Consider the following 15,002-nt stretch of genomic DNA (forward strand, 5'->3'; position numbering starts at 1 on the left):
CAGTCTCGACGCCGGGCTCGGCTCGGGTCGGCCGCGGGATTCCGCGCTCGCGGTCGCGGCTGGTGCGTGCGCAGACGGAGTACGGCACGCGCCGACAGAATGGGAGCCCAGCGGCGGGGTCAGGAGTTCACGCGGATGATCTCCTGCTGGTAGGGGGCGATGACCGCGCCGGAGATGCGGCAGTCCAGCAGCAGGAACGGCCGGTCGGATGCCGGGGCCGCGGCCCATTCCCCGAGCACGTCCAGATCGTCGAGCGTGCGCACGACGACGCCGCGGGCTCCGACCGCGGCGGCGAGGCCGGCGAAGTCCACCTCGGGGATGAGCATCGGTCCGCGCGCCAGCCCCTGCAGGCCGTAGAGGTTGACCTCGGCGCCGTAGGCGGCGTCGTTCCACACGACGGCCAGCCCGCGGCCCGCGGCGACGCGCACGGCGGATTCGAGGTCGGCGAGCGCCATCAGCCCGCCGCCGTCTCCCGTGCACAGCACGACGGTGGCATCCGGCTTCGCCATCGCGGCGCCCGGCACCGAGGGGAAGCCGAGCCCGATCGACTGATACGCCGTGCCGACCATCATCATCCGGTCGGGGGATGCCACGGGCCAGTACATGTTGGGCCACCCGAGGAAGTGGCCGCCGTCGGTGACGACGACCCGGTCGCGCGTCGACGGCGCGCTCTCCAGCAGCTCGCCGATGCGCGCGGCGACGGCGCGCGGGTCGAGGCGTCCGTCGGGAGCGAGGCGGTCGCCGTCCTCGCGCCCCCGCAGGGCCGCGAGATCGATGCTCTCGCGCCAGCCGCTCGGCGTCCGGCCGAGGGCGTCGAGCTCCGCGCACAGCGCCTCGGCGACCAGCCGCGCGTCGGCGCGGATGTACCCGCCGACGTGCGGATGCGTCGCCGCGGGGGCGATGTCGACCTGGACGACGCGCGTGCCGGGCGCGAACAGCGCGCCGAAGCGCATCGTGAACTGGTTGAGTCCCGCGCCGAAGACGACGGCGACGTCCGCGGTGGAGAGGAGCTCCATCGCTCCTTCGGCGCCGAACCCGCCCGTGACGCCCAGGTCGAACTCGCCGCGCGGGAAGATGCCTCGCCCGAGGGCCGTGGTCGCCGTGACGGCGCCGGTCGCGTCCGCGAGGCGGCCGAGGGCCGCGCCCGCACCCGCGATCCATGCGCCGCGACCGGCGAGGAGGACGGGACGCTCGGCGGCGGCCAGGGCCCGGCCCAGGTCGGCGATGGCCGCGCGGGCGAACGGCGAAGGCGCGAGAGGGGCGCGGAGCACCGGCTGGGGCGCCGCGGGCACCGGTCCCGCGTCGAGCTTCGCGACGTCGTAGGGGATCGCGAGCACGGTCGGCACCCGATAGGTCAAGGCGTGCTCGATCGCGATGACGGTGGTGGCCGCGGCATCCGTGCGACCCACCGTGTACGTGCGGGCGCCGACGGCCGACGCGAGCGCGATCTGGTCGACGCCCCAGGGCCGCGGCCCCGAGGTGGGCTCGTCGCCGACGACCAGCACGAGCGGCACGTGCGCCTGCACGGACTCCGCGAGAGCCGTGAGCGTGTTGGTGAAGCCGGCGCCGTAGGTGGCGGTCGCGGCGGCGAGCCGCCCGCTCGCGCGGTGATAGGCGTCGGCGGCGACGACGCCGCCCGCCTCGTGGCGGACCGCCGTGTAGTGCACGTCGGTGGAGCGCTCCAGCGCGTCGAGGACGTGGGCGTTGCCGTTTCCCATCACCCCGAAGACGTGGTCGATGTGGGCGGCGAGGGTCTGGGCGACGTGCGCGGACACGGTGGGCATGGGTCCTCCGGGAGACGGGACGGTGAATGGATGCCGTATGTGTCTCGCGTGCCCCTTTTTCGAGCACCGGATGCCGCGTCGCGTCCGGACGTGTCGATTATAGGGGCGGGGATGCCGGGGAGTACGGCCCGGGACCGCGTCGCCGATCCCCTCTCGCACGGGCAACCCCCGCGCACCCGGCGACAATCCGCGCGGGGCGCCGCCGCCGACAATGAGAGTCATCGCGCCGCACCGCCGCGCTCGGATCCACGAAGGAGACATCGATGTCCGACTCACCGACCATGCTCGACGAGGCCGCGCTGCTCGCGCGCGTCCAGGCTCCCGAAGGGGAGGGGCGCGAGATCCTCGACGCCGCCACCCGTGAGGTCATCGGGCGCGCCCCCGTCCAGTCGGAGGAGGAGCTCGACGCGGCGGTCGCACGTGCCAAGGCCGCCCAGCCCGCGTGGGACGCCCTCGGCCACGCGGAGCGCTCCGCCCTGCTGAACGCCGCCGCCGACGCGATCGACGCCAACGCGGAAGCGCTCGCGCGGCTCCTCTCGCGCGAGCAGGGCAAGCCGCTCAACGGTCCGAACGCGCGGTTCGAGGTGGGGGCGTGCTCCGCCTGGCTGCGCACGAACGCGGCCACCGTCCTGGAGCCCCAGGTGCTCGTCGACGACGCGAACCTGCACGCCGAGCTGGTCTACAAGGCGGCCGGCGTCGTCGGTGCGATCAGCCCCTGGAACTGGCCGATGATGATCTCGATCTGGCAGATCGGCCCGTCGCTGCGGATGGGCAACACGGTCGTCATCAAGCCCAGCAGCAACACGCCGCTCAGCGTGCTCGCGCTGGTCTCGGTGATGAACGAGGTGCTCCCCGCCGACGTGCTCATCGCCGTGTCGGGCCCCGGCGCGGTGGGCGGGCGCCTGGCCGCCCACCCCGACGTCGCGAAGGTGATGTTCACCGGCTCGACGGAGGTCGGGCGCCAGATCATCGAGAGCTCGGCGGGCAACTTCGCGCGCCTGACGCTCGAACTCGGCGGCAACGACGCCGGCATCGTGCTGCCGGACACCGACGTCAGCGCGATCGCCGACGACCTCTTCTGGGGCGCGTTCATCAACACGGGTCAGACGTGCGCCGCGATGAAACGGCTGTACGTGCACGACTCCGTCTACGACGAGGTCGTCGACGCGCTCGCCGAGATCGCGGCGCGCACACCCATGGGCCCCGGCCTCGACGAGCGCAACGTCCTCGGCCCGGTGCAGAACAAGGCCCAGTTCGACCTGGTCGCCCAGCTCGTCGACGACGCCCGCGCCCACGGCGGCCGGGTCGTCACCGGCGGTGAGGCGGCCCCCGAGCTCGGCGAGCTGTTCTACCGCCCGACGATCGTCGCCGATGTGACCGACGGCATCGCGCTCGTCGACGAGGAGCAGTTCGGTCCCGTGCTCCCCGTCATCCGTTACAGCGACATCGACGACGCCTTCGCGCGCGCCAACGCGGCCGAGGTGGGACTGGGCGCGTCGGTGTGGTCGAGCGACCCGGCCGAGGCCGCCTCCTACGCGACGCGCATGCAGTCGGGCACCGTCTGGGTCAACTCGCACGGCGGGCTGCACCCGATGGTCCCGTTCGGCGGCGTGAAGGCCTCCGGCTACGGCCTCGAGTTCGGCGTCGAGGGCCTGAAGTCGGTCGCCGTGCCGCAGGTCGTGAGCACCCCCGGCCGCAGCTCCTGACCGCGCACGAGGAAGGGGCGGATGCCGCGGCATCCGCCCCTTCTTCGTGTGCGCCCCGGGAGCCGACGTCGCTCAGGCCGCGAAGACGCGCCGACCGGCGAACCAGGTCTCCACGACCCGGGCGTCGATCATGGCGTCGGGGTCGCCGCCGACGGCGTCGCGGTCGAGGATGACGAAGTCCGCCGACTTGCCGGGCGTGAGGCTGCCGGTCTCGTGGTCGATCCCCATCGCCCGCGCGGCGCTGATCGTGAAGGCCTCGAGCGCCTCGTCGGGGGTGATCGCCTGCTCCGGCCAGAGGACGCCGGGCGCGCGGCGCAGCGGGTCGGCGCGGGTGACGAGGCCCTGCATGCCCTCGAGCGGGTTCGGCGACTCGCTGACGGGCCAATCGGAGCCGCCGGCGACAAGCGCCCCGGCATCCAGCAGGGCGCGGTTGGGCTGCAGCTGCGCGGCGCGATCCTCGCCGAGCACCGCCGCGAGCGCCTGCGGGATGACCCCGGGGAACCAGATGAACGGGGAGATGTCGGCGACGACCCGCAGCGACGCCATCCGGCCGATGTCGTCGTCGGCGAGGTACTGGCCGTGCGCGATCTGGAATCGGGTGTCGGTGAAACCCTCGGCCCGCAGCCGCGCGACGGTGTCGAGGAACAGCCGCGCCGAGCCGTCGCCGGTGCAGTGGACCTTCGCGCCGAGGCCGCGGTCGGCGACCAGTCGCAGCCATCCGTACAGCTCGTCGCCGGTCATCGTCGTGGTGCCGGTGAAGCCGTCGCCGTGCTCGGTGTCGGGCAGGTACGGATGGAGGAAGCAGGCGGTGCGCGCGGGCGGCACGCCGTCGAGGAAGATCTTCACGAAGTCGGGGCGATGGTGCCGCGTGCGGAAGCGCTCGCCGGCGTCGATCAGTGCCCGTCCCACGGGATCGAACCCGAAGATGTCGTCGTTGATCGTCAGGCTCGACACCACCCAGGCATCCAGCTCGCCCGCCTCGTCCAGGGAGCGCAGCGCCTCGAGGATCTCCAGCGAGACGGCCGCGTCCTGGAAGGCCGTGATGCCGTAGCTCGCGAGCAGCTCGATCCCACGGCGCGACGCGCTCCGGTGCTGCGCCGCGGTGAGCGCCCCGTCGCGCGCGTGGGCCTGCGCGACGGGGATGCCCGCCGCCTCCAGGAGCACCCCGGTGGGATGCCCGTCGCCGGGGTCGAGCACCGTCACGCCGCCGTCGGGCAGGTGCACGGCGTCGATGCCCGCCAGCTCCAGGGCGCGGGTGTTGGCCCAGCGGTTGTGTCGGCTGTCGTCGGAGAGCATGACGGGATGCCCGTCCGACGCCTCGTCGAGACGCGCGCGCGTGGCCGACGACGACAGCTCGTCCATGAGCGTGCTGGCCCATGAGCCGCCCGTGATCCACGCCCCGGCGGGCAGGGTGCGGGCGCGCTCGCGGACGAGTGCCAGGATCTCGTCGAGGCCGAGCGCGGAGCCGAACGACAGCTCGAACAGGTCGGTGATGCCGGCGATCGCGTGGTGGTTGTGCACGTCGATGAATCCGGGGTAGAGCGCCGCCCCCGCGAGGTCCCGCACGTGCGTGTCGGGACCGCGATGGGCCTCGATCTCGGCGGCCGATCCGACCGCCAGGATGCGGCCGCCCGCGACGGCCACGGCCTCGGCGCGGGGGCGCTCGGCGTCGGCGGTGCGGACGGTCGCTCCGGTCAGGATGAGTTCGGCGCTCACCTCAGCGCTCCAGCGGACGCGAAGGGTCGTATTCGGCGGGGTGCACGGTGTTGGACAGCAGGCGTCCGTGGGCACCGAAGGTGAAGTGGGTCTGTCCCGCGCCCGACTCGTCGGTGCCGAAGAGCACGCCGTGGGCGCGCAGCGCCTTCGCATCGCGGTGGTCGGCGACGGTGACCGACCCGCAGGGGATGACCTTCTCGCGCCACGTGAAGACGTAGATGCCGGGACGCAGCCGCCACACGGTGTTCTCGTCGGTGTCGGCGAGGCCCTGCTCGGGGCCGGCGAGGCACTGCCAGGTGTACCAGTGCGGCGACAGGTAGACGTGCTCGTACGCGTGCACGCTGGAGTACACCCAGAGGACGCGGCGGCCGATCAGCTCGCTGGTCGGGGCGGGGGCGTCGCCGACGGTGTCCACCTCGACGATCGTGCCCGGGGCGAACAGGTGGCGCACGGCCGTCGTGCCGGTCGCCGCCGTCCCCAGCAGGGAGATGACCGACAGGGCCCGACCCGAGCGGAGGTCGAGGAAGAGCGAGACCGCCTCCTCGGGGAGGTGGGTGTGGTGGAACTGCGCGTAGTAGAGGTCCTCGTCGACGCGGATCACCTCGCACGCGTCGGTCTGCGCCGACGGCGCCGTCTCGTCGCCGTCCCCGGGCCGGTAGTCCCACGACACGGTGCCCTCGCCGAAGGTGTGGCGGATGCGGGTGCCGCGCTCGTCCACGATCGTGAACGTGCGGCCCGCGAGGTCGGAGGTCGGCTCGGCCTTGCCCGCGTCGAACCCGGGGGCGAGGCCGTCCAGGGGGAGCCAGGTCGACGTGTCGGACAGGTTGATCGTTTCGCTCATCGGGCGAGGTCCTCTCGGTGGTCGCGGCGGGCAGGGGTCGGCCCGGCCCGACGGGGCGTCGCGCGCCGTCTCTGCGATTGTGCGGCGTGTGCGGGCGGGATGGTTGACGGCGAGTGCGCGGCGGTGTGTCCTGCGTGCAGAGCCCCGCTCGCCCGCCGCGCGCTCCGGCAGGATGCCAGTGGCGGCAACGGATCGCCGGGGGAGGGCGTCGTGGATCTGCACATCGGAGGGCTTCGCGCCGTCGTCTCCGGCGGGGCCGGTGGGATCGGTGCGGCCGTGGTCCGCACCCTCGAGGCCGAGGGCGCGGTCGTCGCCGTGATCGATCGCGTCGCCGTGCCCGGTCGCCTGTCGGTCGTCGCCGACATCCGCGACGAGGCTGCGGTCGCGGCGGCCGTCGACACCGCCGCGGCGCGGCTCGGCGGCATCGATCTGCTCGTGTGCGCCGCAGGGATCTCCGGCCCCGTCGGCACGCCGCTGGGGCGCACCTCCCTCGCCGACTGGGACGCGGTCATGGCGGTCAACGTCACGGGCACCTTCCTCACGCTGCGCAGCGCCCTGCCGTGGCTCGCAGCGTCCGCGCAGGCGGCGGTCGTGATCGTCGCGAGCGACTCGGCTTTCGTCGCCACGGGCGGCATGGTCCCCTACGGCGCCTCGAAAGCGGCCGTGCTGCAGCTGGCGCGCGCCGTCGCGGTGGAACTGCAGCCGGACGGCATCCGCGTCGCCGCCGTCTGCCCGTCGATCGTGGACACCCCGATGAGTCGGGGCGATCTCGACCTCGCGACCGGTTTCGCCGATGTCGCGTATCCCGTGCAGAGCGCCGACGAGCTCGCGGGGACGATCGTCTACCTCCTCTCGCCGGCGGCGCGGGCCATCGCCGGCACCGGCATCGTCTCCGACTTCGGGTTCAGCGCCCGATCGGCCTTCCCCGCCTGAGTCGCCGGCGCGTCCGGCCCGCCCGAAAGGACACCGTCATGACCGAGCACGAGCAGCCCCCCACCCCGGTGGTCGTCATCACCGGCGGCGGCACCGGCATCGGCGCCGCGATCGCACGCCGCTACGCCGACGACGGCGCGCACGTCGTGGTCGTCGGCCGTCGCCCCGAGCCGCTCGCCGCGGTCGCCGCCGCCACGGGAGCCGTCGCGGTCGTCGCGGACGCCGCCGACGCGGACGCGGCGGCAGCGGCGGTCGCCGAGACCCTGGCCCGGTTCGGGCGGATCGACGTGCTCGTGGCCAACGCCGGAGGCCACGGCTTCTCCACGGTCCTCGACACCGGAGACGTCGCGTGGCACGACGCGCTGCGGGCGAACCTCGACACGGCGTTCGTCATGGCGCGCGCCGCCCTTCCCGCGCTCCTCGACAGTCGCGGGCAGATCGTGGTGGTCTCCTCGATCGCGGGGCTGTTCGCGGGTCCGTCGGTGGCGGGCTACACGGTCGGCAAGCACGCGCTGATCGGTCTCACGCGGTCGATGGCGCGCGACTACGGGCGCCGCGGTGTGCGGGTCAACGCGGTGTGCCCCGGGTGGGTGCGCACGCCGATGGCGGATGCCGAGATGGACGAGTTCGCCGCACACGCCGGCCTCGCCTCGCGGGAGGAGGCGTACGGCGTCGTGACGCGCGACGTCCCGCTGGGGCGGGCGGCGGAGCCCGCGGAGATCGCCGCGGTCGTGCGGTTCCTCGGTTCGGCCGAGTCGTCGTTCCTCACGGGCGCCGTGCTCGTCGCCGACGGCGGCGCCCACATCGTGGATGTGCCGACGATCGCGTTCGATCACGCGGGCATGTGACGGCCCCGGGTAGCGGGCTCAGTTGGCGCGGCGGTAGGCGTTCGGGGAGACGTCGAAGGCCGCTTTGAACGCGCGGCTGAAGTGGGCCGCGTCGGGGAACCCCCACCGCGCGCCGACGGCCGCGACGGGCCGCTCCGCGAGCATCGGGTCGAGCAGGTCGCGCCGGCAGCGTTCGAGGCGGCGCTGTCGCACGACGGCGGACACCGTCGTGCCCGACTCCTGGAACAGCGTGTGCAGGTGTCGCACGGAGATGTAGTGCGCCGCGGCGATGGTCCCCGGAGACAGCTCGGGGGAGTCGAGGTTCTCGTCGATGTAGAGGTGGATGCGGTTCAGGAGGGCGCGGTGCGGGTCGGATGCCGTGGTGTCCAGACCGAGCTCGCGCACGACGGCCGTCGTGATCAGGTCGACGCCGCAGCGGGCCAGACGCACACCCGTCGCCCCGGCGAACTCGCTCATGCGGCCGCCGAGGCGGGCGAGGAACGGAGCGACGACCGAGCCGATGCCGCCGTCTCCCGCGATGCGGGTCGCGGTGATCTGACGCATGACCTCGGGCGGCAGGCTCACGGCGTCGTGCCCGAACATGAGGACGAGGTTGCGGAAGTCGTCGTCGAAGCTCAGCGTGTAGGGGCGGCTGGTGTCATAGATGGCGAAGTCGCCCTCGCGGAGCACGGCGTGGCGGCCGTCCTGCACGAGGATGCCGGTGCCCGAGAGCATGAGGCTCACCTTGAAGGCGGCGCGCGGCGAGCGGGCGATGAGATCGTCGGTGCGCTCGACGCGGTGGGCGGTGGCGCCCACCTCGGTGAGGTGGATGCCGTCGGACGCGCAGCCGCGGATGTAGGCGCGCAGGCCGGGGCGGGCCGATTCGACCCGCAGCGGCACGAAGGAGTCGTTCACGGCGGTGCGGAACCGATCGATGCTGTCGAAACGATGGAGTGTGGCGCTGGGCGCCGCCGGGCTCGCTGACATGGATGACCTCGCCTCGTTGCGGTGGTGCTGTCGGGTGATTGCCATGATCCTTTTTATCCGACGCTTGGAGGACCATAATGTCGGGATTGTTACCGTGCTGTGACAATGCGCCGTGAAAAATCGGTGTGACGCGCGCCGCCGTGTCGCCGCCGCGCCCCGCCGTGCCGAACGGGGCGTCAGCGGAGCATCTGCAGGGCGGTGTCGAGCATGGCCTCCATGCGCGCCGGCTCGCGCGAGTCGGGCAGAAGGATCCCGGTGCCCTGGACGCCGGTGAGCAGGGCCAGCAGGGCATCGCCGGCGGCGCGGGGATCGAGTCCCGGCCGCAGCTCGCCGGACGCCGCGGCCTCGGCGAGGAGCGCGTCGAAGTGCGCGCGCCACTGCGTCATCATCGCCCGGAACAGCTCCGCCATCTCGTCGTCGGCGGCGGCGTGCTCGAGGAAGGGGATGACGATCCGCGCCTCGAGCAGTCGCTCCTCGTCGACCGGCAGGGTCTGCACGAGAAACTGCCGCAGCGCCGCGACGCCGGTCGCGTGGGTCTGCGCGATCGCGGCGAGGTAGCGCGTGTTGGTGGCCTCGTACACGAGCTCGAACGCCGCCGTGAGGATCGCCGACTTGTTGGGGAAGTAGTGCGTGATGCTGCCGTTGGCGAACCCGAGCTCACGCGCGAGCTCGCGCATCGTCATGGCGGCGATCCCGCGCTCGGCGATGAGGCGCCAGGTCGCGCGGATGATCTCGGTGCGCATCGCCTCGTGGTCGACGAGTCGAGGCACGGTCTCCCCTTCGGATCTGGGCGGTGGCGGGCGGCGTTGTGCCCACTCTAGGCGCTCGTCTGGCTGAGCTCCTGCTGGTAGCGGCGCTGGCGGCGTCGCGCGCTCGACGCGATCGAGCGCGCGACCGCCTGCTGGATCCCCCGGTCGAGGCCGACCGCGATCACGAGCGTCAGGCCGACGAGGATCGTCTGGATGTACGGGGAGATGCCGAGGATGACGAGCCCGTTCTTGAGCACGCCGACGAAGGCGAGGCCGTAGAGGACACTGCGGATGCGCCCGGATCCGCCCTCGAACGCGACGCCGCCGAGCAGGACCACCGTCAGTGCGTCCAGCTCCATCCCCTGTCCGACGATCGGGCTGACGGCGCCGAGCTTCGCGGCGAGCAGCAGCCCGACGAACCCGGCGACGGCACCCGTCACGACGTAGGTGCTGACGCGGATGCGGTTGATCCTCAGACCCATCAGCTGCGACGCGCGCAGGTTGCCGCCGACGGCCAGGATCTCGCGGCCGCGTGTCGTGTGGTTGAGCACCCACCAGGCCACCACGATCGCGGCCACCAGCAGGATGATCTGGATCCGCACCCCGAACGGGGCGAACGAGCCGAGGGACGTGAACGAGGACGGCAGGCCGCTCACCGTCTTGCCGTTGGTGAGGAACAGTGCGAGCCCGCTCCACGCGCTCATGAACCCGAGGGTCACGACGAAGGAGTTCAGCCCGAGCACGGAGACCAGGGTGCCGTTGACGAGCCCGGCGCACGCGCCGACCGCCACCCCGACGACGATGCCGGCCACCGGGCTGCCGGTGCCCACCATCGTCAACCCGCCCACGACGGCCGACAGGGTCGCCACGGAGCCGACCGAGAGGTCGACGTTCGCCTGCATGATGAGGAAGGCCACCGGCAGGGCGATCAGGCCGAGTTCGGCGATCTGGAGCACGATGGTCTGCAGGTTGCCGACGGAGATGAAGCGCGGATTGAGGATCGCGAACAGCGCGATCAGCAGGACGAGGGCGATGAGCACCCCGTTCTGCACGAGCAGGAGACGGATTCTCTCGGCGGTGATGCGGGGCATAGTCGTCACGCTGCGGCGAGCTCGAGCAACGAGCGCAGCAGCTCCTCCTCCATGTGTGGGCCGTGGGCGATCTCCGCGGCGCGGTCGGAATAGATGGTGTAGGCGCGGTCGCACATGCGGGCGATCTCGTCGGACTCGGATGACGCGACCACGACGGTCACGCCGCTCGCCGCGAGTGCGCGCAGCGCGCGCACGATGTCGTTCTTCGCGCCGATGTCGACGCCCTGGGTGGGTTGGTTGAGCAGGAGCACGCGCGGCGTCCGGGGGAACATCCACCGCGCGAGCAGGTGCTTCTGCTTGTTGCCGCCGGAGAACGCTCCGATCGGTGCGCCGCCGCCGGGTCCGATCATCTTCAGCGACTCGCGTGCCGCCCGATACGGTGCCTCACCGGTGCGCGCGCCGATCCAGCCGAAGCGCGACAGGCCGCGCAGCCACGGCAGCAGGGTGTTCTCGCGCGCCGTGAGGTTCTTCACCAGGCCGTCCGACTCGCGGTCGGCGGGGGACATGAACACGCCCGCGGCGATGGCCGCCGCCGGATGCCGGGGCGCGAACCGCCTGCCGTCGAGCGTGTACGACAGCTCTCCCGCCACCGCGTCGTGCCGCCAGCCGAAGACGCTCTCGAGGACGGCGAACTGCCCGCCCGCGGCCATGCCGAACAGCCCGACGATCTCGCCCTCGTGGAACGACAGCTCCATGGCCCCGGCGACCCGCAGCACCTCCGCCCCGCGCGCGGCGGGCGTGTGCTCCTCCAGGTCGTGGAAGTCGGGGGCGAGCGCGACGGCCAGATCGCGGATGCCGAGGGTCGCCGCGGGCTCGTCGCGCACGAGCCGCCCGGCATTGAACACCACGACCCGGGTGCACACGTCGAGGATGTCGGGCAGGCGATGCGAGACGTACACGACGGTGGTCCCCTCCGCCGCGAAGCGACGGATGAGCGCGTGCAGCGTCGCCGTCTCGGCGGCTCCGAGCGCGGCCGTCGGCTCGTCGAGGAACAGCACCTTCATGTCGCCGCGCACCAGTCCGCGGGCGAGGTCGACGAGCTGGCGCTGACCCACGGGCAGCACGCCGACGAGCGTCGCCGTGTCGAGGTCGGCCAGGCCGACGCGGCCGAGCGCCGCACGGGCGAGCTCGCGCCGGTCCCCGTGGGCGACGTGGCTCTGCCCGAGGAAGAGGTTGTCGAGCACCGAGAGGGTACCCACGAGCGCGGGCTCCTGGCTGACCACGGTGACGCCGCGGGCCGCGACGGCGGCGGGCGTGGGGGCGGCCACCACCTCGTCGTCCAGCTCGTAGTGGCCGGCCGTCGGCTTCACGACGCCGGCCGCGACGTTGATGACGGTCGACTTGCCGGCGCCGTTGTGGCCGAGCAGGCCCACGATCTCCCCGGCATCCATCGCGACCGTGATGTCGTCGAGGGCGCGGGTGGCGCCGAAGTCGACGGTGACGCCGCGGAAGGCGATGCGGGACATGGGTCTCCTCGGAGGGGGATACGACGGGGGAGGGGGAAGAGGACGCCGGGACGGAGCGGATCCCCGTCCCGGCGCCCCGCGCTCAGCCGTTCGCGGCGAAGTCGGCCACGTTGTCGGCCGTCACCTGCGTCACGCCGACCTCGATGTTCTGCGGCTTCTCGCCCTTCGCGGCGGCGAGCAGCAGGTCGACGTTCGCCTTGGCGAGGTCCTGCGCCTTCCACGCGAACGACGTGCGCCAGATGTCGGTGCCGCTCTCGATGAGCCCGAGCACCTCCTTGTTCGCGTCGGTCGCCGACACGTAGTACCCGGCATCCGTCGCCGAGACGCCGGAGTCGAGCAGGGCCTGCCGGGCGCCGAGCACCATGTCGGCGCCGATGCCCAGCCAGACCTTCGTGTCGGGGTCGGCGGTGAGCTGGCTCTGGGCGACGCTGTAGCCGACGTCGCGCGTGGTGGCCTCGAGGGGGTACAGCTTCACGGAAGCCTTCGTGGACTGCACGCCCTCGGTGAGACCCTTGAGCTGATCGATCCCGAGGCCCGTCTGCGTGTCGGCGAGGAGGGCCACCGACACGGTCGTCGAGCCGTACTCCTTCGCGATCCACTCGCCCGCGGCCTTGCCGACGGCGAAGCCCGCGTCGTAGTTGGAGATCTCGGTCGTCGCCGTCACCCCGTCCCAGGTCACCGCATAGCTGACCACGGGGATGCCGGCGGCCGTCGCATCGCTCGTGACGGACACCATCGACGCGGGGTCCACGGGGAACCCGCCGATCGCCTTGACGTCACCGCGCGTGATCCACGACTGCCAGTCGCCGACCTGGGTCTGCACGTCGAAGGACGGGTTGTCGGTCAGGAACTCGTAGCCGGCGTCCTCGATCATCGGCTTCATCAGCTCCAGCTGCGAGGCCCAGATCGCCACGTCCTGCGAGGCGAAGCTCCACGCGATGGCGCCCTGGGAAGCGCCGGCGGTGGAGCCTCCCGCGGCGTCGGACGAGGCGGAGCAGCCGGCCATCGTCACGGCGAGGCCGGTGGCCGCGAGGAGGGCGGCGGTGCGGCCGAGCCCCTTCATCAGCGCGGTGTTCATCATGAGTGCTGTCCTCTCGGAGATCGCGTCGCGTCGGGCATCGGTCTGCCCGTTCCGCCCGGTCGGGCGTGCGACGTCGGGAACGTGCGGCCACTTTCGCCCGCCGACGGGGCGGGCTCAACGAGGGGCGCCGCATCGGGCGCCCGAAGTCAACGCACGTGCCCGTCCAGGCAAGAGCGCCGGCCGGATGCCGTTCGACGTGCGCGCGTCGTCAACTCACCCGCATCGCCCGGCAACCCGGCGCGGGTGCGGGTCCGTCATACTCGCTCGCAACCCGTGGCGGGCCGCGTTCCCCGAGACGCGGCGGCCACGTCCACCCGTTCGACAGGAGTCCGCATGTCCGCATCCGACACCGGCACCGGCACGCTGAAGGCGAATCAGCTGGGTGTGCCCGCGATCGTCTTCCTCGTGCTCGCCGCCGTCGCCCCGCTCACCGTTGCGATCGTCGTGATGCCGCTCGCGATCGGCTTCGGCAACGGCGGCGGCATCCCCGTCGCCGTCCTGATCGTCGCGGTCGCGCTGCTGCTGTTCGCCGTGGGCTACGCCCAGATGACCCGCGACCTCGTCAACGCCGGCGGCTTCTACGCCATCGCCGTGAAGGGTCTGGGCCGCACGGCGGGGCTCGTGACGGGGATGATCGCGACCCTCGGCTACAACTTCTTCGTCGCGGGGGCCCTCGGCACGATCGGCTTCTTCACGGGAGCGGTGGTGCTGCCGGCGCTGTTCGGCATCGAGCTGAACTGGTTCCTGTGCGCCGTCGTGCTGTTCGTCGTGGTCTTCCTCCTGGCGCGCGCCGGCATCCACGTCAGCGCGGCCGTGCTGGGGGTCGCGCTCGTCCTGGAGACCCTGATCCTGCTCGCCTTCGCGGTGTCGGTGCTGGTCAACACCGGTTTCAGCCTGGACGCCTTCACCCAGGCCTTCAGCCCCGAGATCCTCGTCGGCGGCTCGATCTGGATCGGCCTGCTGCTCGTCGCGACGGCGTTCATCGGCTTCGAGGCGACGGCGCTGTTCGGTGAGGAGGCGCGCGAGCCGCGCACGACGATCCCGCGGGCCACCTACGCCGCGATCGTGATCATCGGCGTCCTGCACGCGATCGTCGGCTGGGCGATCGTCAGCGCCGTGGGCGTCCCCCAGGCGCAGGCGGACGCCCTCGACCACCTCGCCGCCGGCGACATGACCCTCGTCCTCATCGACCGCTACCTGGGTCCGGTCGTCGGTGCGATCACGCTCGTCCTGCTGGTGGTGAGCCTCTTCGCCGCGCAGCTCGCGTTCCACAACTCGGCGGCGCGCTACCTCTACGCCCTGGGGCGGGCGCGGGTACTGCCCGCCTGGCTCGCGCAGACCAACCGCAACGGGGCGCCCCAGCGCGCGCTGCTGGTGAACCTCGTCTTCGCGATCCTCGTGGCCGCCGTCTTCGCGGTCGTCGTCCAGCCCGACGCGGACGGCAACCCGCTGCCGCCCGTGCTCACGCTCGTGCCGGTCGGACTCGGCTTCGGCACCCTCGCGGTCATGATCGTGCAGGCCATCGCCGCGCTGGCGGTCGTCGTCCACTTCCGCCGCAAGCGCGACCCGCGGCTGTGGAGCACCTTCATCGCGCCGGGCCTGGGTTTCGTCGCCCTGTTCACCTTCAGCATCATGGCGCTGCTGAACTTCACCCTCGTCGCCGGTTCGGACGCCCTGTACGTCCAGCTCATGCCGTGGCTGCTCGTGCTGGCGCTCGTCGGTGGCGTCGCCTACGCCGCGTACCTCAAGGCGAAGAAGCCCGAGGTGTACGCCGGGCTGTCGGCGGACCTCGAGAACTTCGAGGAGCTCGCGGAGCTCTGA

12 protein-coding genes are annotated in these 15,002 nt (G+C 72.5%); 4 read left to right on the forward strand and 8 right to left on the reverse strand.

The window, feature by feature from the left end; all coding sequences use genetic code 11:
- Positions 1-119: 119 nt before the first annotated feature.
- Complete coding sequence (locus AC6CQV_RS02035; protein WP_498260125.1) at positions 120-1,784, reverse strand: thiamine pyrophosphate-binding protein; 1,665 nt, start codon at positions 1,782-1,784, stop codon at positions 120-122.
- A gap of 263 nt (positions 1,785-2,047) precedes the next feature.
- On the opposite strand from AC6CQV_RS02035, the gene AC6CQV_RS02040 reads away from it, so the two are divergent.
- The gene (locus AC6CQV_RS02040) at positions 2,048-3,490 is read left to right on the forward strand and encodes an aldehyde dehydrogenase family protein (RefSeq protein ID WP_232783928.1); all 1,443 of its coding nucleotides are present in this window, start codon (positions 2,048-2,050) and stop codon (positions 3,488-3,490) included.
- Between the two features lie 72 nt (positions 3,491-3,562).
- Here the strand turns inward: AC6CQV_RS02040 and AC6CQV_RS02045 are convergent, their stop codons facing one another.
- Entirely contained in the window at positions 3,563-5,206 is a 1,644-nt protein-coding gene (locus AC6CQV_RS02045; protein ID WP_498260126.1) for an amidohydrolase, read from the reverse strand.
- A 1-nt stretch (position 5,207) separates the two neighbouring features.
- Positions 5,208-6,047, reverse strand: coding sequence for a molybdenum cofactor biosynthesis F family protein (locus tag AC6CQV_RS02050; protein ID WP_498260127.1), 840 nt, complete (start codon positions 6,045-6,047; stop codon positions 5,208-5,210).
- Positions 6,048-6,257: 210 nt separating this feature from the next.
- On the opposite strand from AC6CQV_RS02050, the gene AC6CQV_RS02055 reads away from it, so the two are divergent.
- Positions 6,258-6,980 (forward strand): SDR family NAD(P)-dependent oxidoreductase, encoded by a 723-nt coding sequence (locus AC6CQV_RS02055; protein ID WP_498260128.1) that lies wholly within the window; start codon positions 6,258-6,260, stop codon positions 6,978-6,980.
- Positions 6,981-7,018: 38 nt separating this feature from the next.
- On the forward strand, positions 7,019-7,828 hold the full coding sequence (locus tag AC6CQV_RS02060) for an SDR family NAD(P)-dependent oxidoreductase (RefSeq protein WP_061782035.1): 810 nt from the start codon (positions 7,019-7,021) through the stop codon (positions 7,826-7,828).
- Positions 7,829-7,846: 18 nt separating this feature from the next.
- On the opposite strand, the gene AC6CQV_RS02065 is transcribed toward AC6CQV_RS02060, so the two are convergent.
- From AC6CQV_RS02065 to AC6CQV_RS02085, 5 genes are all read right to left on the reverse strand, one after another.
- Positions 7,847-8,794, reverse strand: a complete 948-nt coding sequence (locus tag AC6CQV_RS02065) for an AraC-like ligand-binding domain-containing protein (protein ID WP_060960427.1) — start codon at positions 8,792-8,794, stop codon at positions 7,847-7,849.
- A 176-nt stretch (positions 8,795-8,970) separates the two neighbouring features.
- Complete coding sequence (locus AC6CQV_RS02070) at positions 8,971-9,564, reverse strand: TetR/AcrR family transcriptional regulator (RefSeq protein ID WP_061782036.1); 594 nt, start codon at positions 9,562-9,564, stop codon at positions 8,971-8,973.
- Positions 9,565-9,611: 47 nt separating this feature from the next.
- Complete coding sequence (locus tag AC6CQV_RS02075) at positions 9,612-10,634, reverse strand: ABC transporter permease (RefSeq protein WP_082734231.1); 1,023 nt, start codon at positions 10,632-10,634, stop codon at positions 9,612-9,614.
- A 5-nt stretch (positions 10,635-10,639) separates the two neighbouring features.
- Positions 10,640-12,100, reverse strand: a complete 1,461-nt coding sequence (locus AC6CQV_RS02080; RefSeq protein WP_061782037.1) for an ATP-binding cassette domain-containing protein — start codon at positions 12,098-12,100, stop codon at positions 10,640-10,642.
- 82 nt (positions 12,101-12,182) lie between these two features.
- On the reverse strand, positions 12,183-13,181 hold the full coding sequence (locus tag AC6CQV_RS02085) for a sugar ABC transporter substrate-binding protein (RefSeq protein WP_060960430.1): 999 nt from the start codon (positions 13,179-13,181) through the stop codon (positions 12,183-12,185).
- 333 nt (positions 13,182-13,514) lie between these two features.
- Between AC6CQV_RS02085 and AC6CQV_RS02090 the strand changes: the two genes are divergently transcribed.
- Complete coding sequence (locus tag AC6CQV_RS02090; RefSeq protein ID WP_060960431.1) at positions 13,515-15,002, forward strand: APC family permease; 1,488 nt, start codon at positions 13,515-13,517, stop codon at positions 15,000-15,002.

This window comes from Microbacterium sp. EG9 (genome assembly GCF_059759475.1).